The organism is Mesorhizobium sp. M7A.F.Ca.CA.004.04.2.1, assembly GCF_004022825.1.
Taxonomy (GTDB): Bacteria; Pseudomonadota; Alphaproteobacteria; order Rhizobiales; family Rhizobiaceae; genus Mesorhizobium.
Window position 1 is genome coordinate 1 of the sequence record NZ_RZPH01000767.1, and the last position, 2,980, is coordinate 2,980.

Below are 2,980 nucleotides of genomic sequence, written 5' to 3' on the forward strand. Positions count from 1 at the left end.
CCGGAGACGATCATCCTGAGCGCCTTCGTCGCGCCGACAAGGCGCGGCAGCCGTACCGTGCCGCCACCGCCCGGCAACAGGCCGAGCTTGACTTCCGGCAGGCCGAGCTTGGCGCCGACGTCGGCGATACGGAAATGGCAGCCGAGCGCCAGCTCCAGCCCGCCGCCGAGGGCGGTGCCGTGGATGGCGGCTAGCGTTGGCTTGGCGATGGTTTCCAGCGTCGCCACGATGGCGCGCAGCTCCGGCTGCTGCATCGGCTTGCCGAATTCGGTGATGTCGGCGCCAGCGACAAAGGTCCGGCCGGCGCATGCAATGACGATGGCGGCAACCGAAGCATCGTCGCGCAACTCAACCAGCGCCTGCATCAGCGGCTCGCGGACATGGAAGCTCAGCGCGTTGACCGGCGGGTTGTCGATGGTGACGACGGCGACATCGCCGTGGCGGCTGACCTTCACGAAATCGGACACGCAAACCTCCCAGCGCTATTCAGCGGCCGTGGCCGCGCGAACGGGATTTACAGCGCTATGACGCCGATTGGAACCGGATGTCGGCCTGGCACAATGATTACAGGCCTGGGACGACGAAGGCGGAGCCTACCGCGGCGCCTTCTGCCCGCCCGCCGCCGTGATCACCCCGACAATGATCAGCCCCGTGAGCAGCAATCGCACCCCGGCACTCACCCCAAACGTGTTGAGCATGGTCAAAAGCAGCACCAGGAACAGCGCCGCGCCCCAGACCCCGGGCACATTGGCCTTGCCGCCGGCGACCGACGTGCCGCCGATGACGACGACCGCGATCGAGGCCAGCAGATACTCATTGCCGATATCGACATTGGCGCCACGGAAATAGCCGGCGAGCAGCGCGCCGTCGATGCCGCCGAGCGCACCAGACAGCGTGTAGGTGAGGAAACGGATGCGGCCGACATTGACGCCGGCGAGCCAGGCGGCGCGGATATTCTGGCCGATCGCCAGCACCGAGCGGCCATAGATCATGCGCTGCAGGGCGATGGCCGCACCGATGGTGAACAGCACGGTGAGGATGGCCAGCACCGGAATGCCGAGTATCTGCCGGTTGGCGAAATCGGCGAAGCCCGGCGGCGGCTTGATCTGCAAGCCGCGTCCGTAGCTGATGTCGATCGACTGGATGATGAAGCTGGCCGACAGCGTGGCGATGATCGGCGGGATGCGCAGCGCCCAGATCAGCAGATAGTTGGCGGCGCCGATCGCCGCCCCGCAGGCAAGCGCCGCCAGCAGCCCGACCACGATCATGGAATCATTGCCGTCCATCACTTTCATCGCGACGGCGCTGGCAAGGCCGATATTGGCCGGCAGCGACAGGTCGACATTGCCCGGGCCGAGTGTGATGACGAACATCTGGCCGACGCCGACAATGACGGTGAACACCGCCAGCGACAGGGCCGCCGTCACCATGCCGCCGGCGCCATAACCGCCGGTGAAGGCGATCGTCGCCAGCCACACCAGAAGCGCGCCAATGAACGACCAGATCCAGGGTTTGGCGAGCAGCGATTTCACCGATGTCATCGCTCACCTCTCCTTGCGGCTGATCAGCACCCGCGCCGCCAGCACGATGATGAGGATGGCGCCGTTGGCGGCAACCTGCCAATCGGGTGGAATGTGCATGAAGGTGAGCAGCGGCGAGGCCGCCAGCGCCAGCGTCAGCGCGCCGATCACAGCACCTATCGGCGACACCCGGCCGCCGACGAATTCGCCGCCGCCGAGGATGACGCCGGCGATCGCCAGCAGCGTGTAGCCATTGCCGATATTGGCGTCGGCCGAGGTGGTGATGCCGATCAGCGCCATGCCGGACAGCACGCCGAACAGACCGGCCAGCGCAAACAGCACGATCTTGGTCTTGAGCAGCGACCAGCCGGCGCGGCCGAGTGCCGCCGGATTGCCGCCGGAGCCGCGCAGGATCACGCCATAGGAAGTGCGCATCAGGCCGAAATGAACGATGAGGCCGATCAGCAGCGCGGCGATGATCGGGAACGGAATGAAGGGCGGCTTGAACGCCATCAGCCCGAGCAGCCAGTCCGGCGCCTTGCCGCCCGGTTTGGGCAAGACGAGAATGGCAAGCCCCTGCCAGACGAAACTCATGCCGAGCGTCACCACGATCGAAGGCAAATTGCGCAGATGGATCAGCGCGCCGAGCAGCGCATAGACGCCTATCGACCCGAGCAGGATCATCACGCCGATGAGCGGCGCGTCCTTCAGCCAGGTCGCCGTGACACAGCCGACGAAGCCGACGAAAGTACCGATCGACAGGTCGAGCTCGTTTCCGGCGATAACGAACATCTGCGCGATGGTCGCCAGCGCGATCGGGATCGCCAAATTGAGCATCAGGCTGAACCCGAAATAGCTGATGGCGCGCGGGTTGAGCCAGGCGATGGCGAGCAGCACCAGCGCCAGCGACAGCGCCGGCAGCAGCCCGCGCAACAGACGGGCACGGGCCAGTGCGCCTCGCTCGGCGGACGTCCTGGCGGCGGTGTCGAGGCTGGCGGCCGTCATCTCAGGCCGCATCGCCGAATGAGGACTGGATGATCTTCTCTTCGGTCAACTCGTCGCGGCGCAGATTGGCGACGATGCGGCCGTTCTTGAAGACATAGATGTGATCGCAATTGTCGAGCTCTTCGGTTTCCGTGGTGTACCAGAGGAAGGTGCGGCCTCGGGCAGCCTCTTCGCGCACGAGGTCATAGACCTCCAGCTTAGTGCCGATATCGACGCCGCGCATCGGGTCGTCCATCAGCACGATCTGCGCGTCCGAGCCGAGCGCGCGGGCAAACAGCGCCTTCTGCTGGTTGCCGCCCGACAGCGAGAAAATGTTGTTGTTCATATCGGGCGTGCGGATGCCGATCTTCTTCTGCCAGAATGCGGCGAGCTCGGCCTCGCGCTGCGGCGAGATCAGCAGCCCGCTGCGCAACCGCGCCAGCGAGCGGATGCCGATGTTCTCAGCGATCGACCAT

General features: G+C 65.6%; 4 protein-coding genes. All 4 read right to left on the reverse strand.

Annotation, left to right across the window (positions count from 1 at the left end; all coding sequences use genetic code 11):
• Positions 1–467 (reverse strand): enoyl-CoA hydratase/isomerase family protein (locus EN893_RS26630; RefSeq protein WP_164901122.1); only part of this gene is annotated, 467 nt, incomplete at its 3' end.
• Positions 468–593: 126 nt separating this feature from the next.
• Positions 594–1,541: an ABC transporter permease gene (locus EN893_RS26635; RefSeq protein ID WP_127270023.1), complete on the reverse strand. Its 948-nt coding sequence runs from the start codon at positions 1,539–1,541 to the stop codon at positions 594–596.
• Between the two features lie 3 nt (positions 1,542–1,544).
• On the reverse strand, positions 1,545–2,525 hold the full coding sequence (locus EN893_RS26640; RefSeq protein WP_164748786.1) for an ABC transporter permease: 981 nt from the start codon (positions 2,523–2,525) through the stop codon (positions 1,545–1,547).
• A gap of 1 nt (position 2,526) precedes the next feature.
• A partial coding sequence (locus EN893_RS26645; protein WP_164901123.1) for an ATP-binding cassette domain-containing protein occupies positions 2,527–2,980 on the reverse strand: 454 nt, incomplete at its 5' end.

What these genes read in the sequence shown, in the direction of transcription:
- EN893_RS26640 (WP_164748786.1), bottom strand. Translation starts at nt 2,525, where the DNA reads ATGACGGCCGCCAGCCTCGACACCGCCGCCAGGACGTCCGCCGAGCGA.
- EN893_RS26635 (WP_127270023.1), bottom strand. Translation starts at nt 1,541, where the DNA reads ATGACATCGGTGAAATCGCTGCTCGCCAAACCCTGGATCTGGTCGTTC.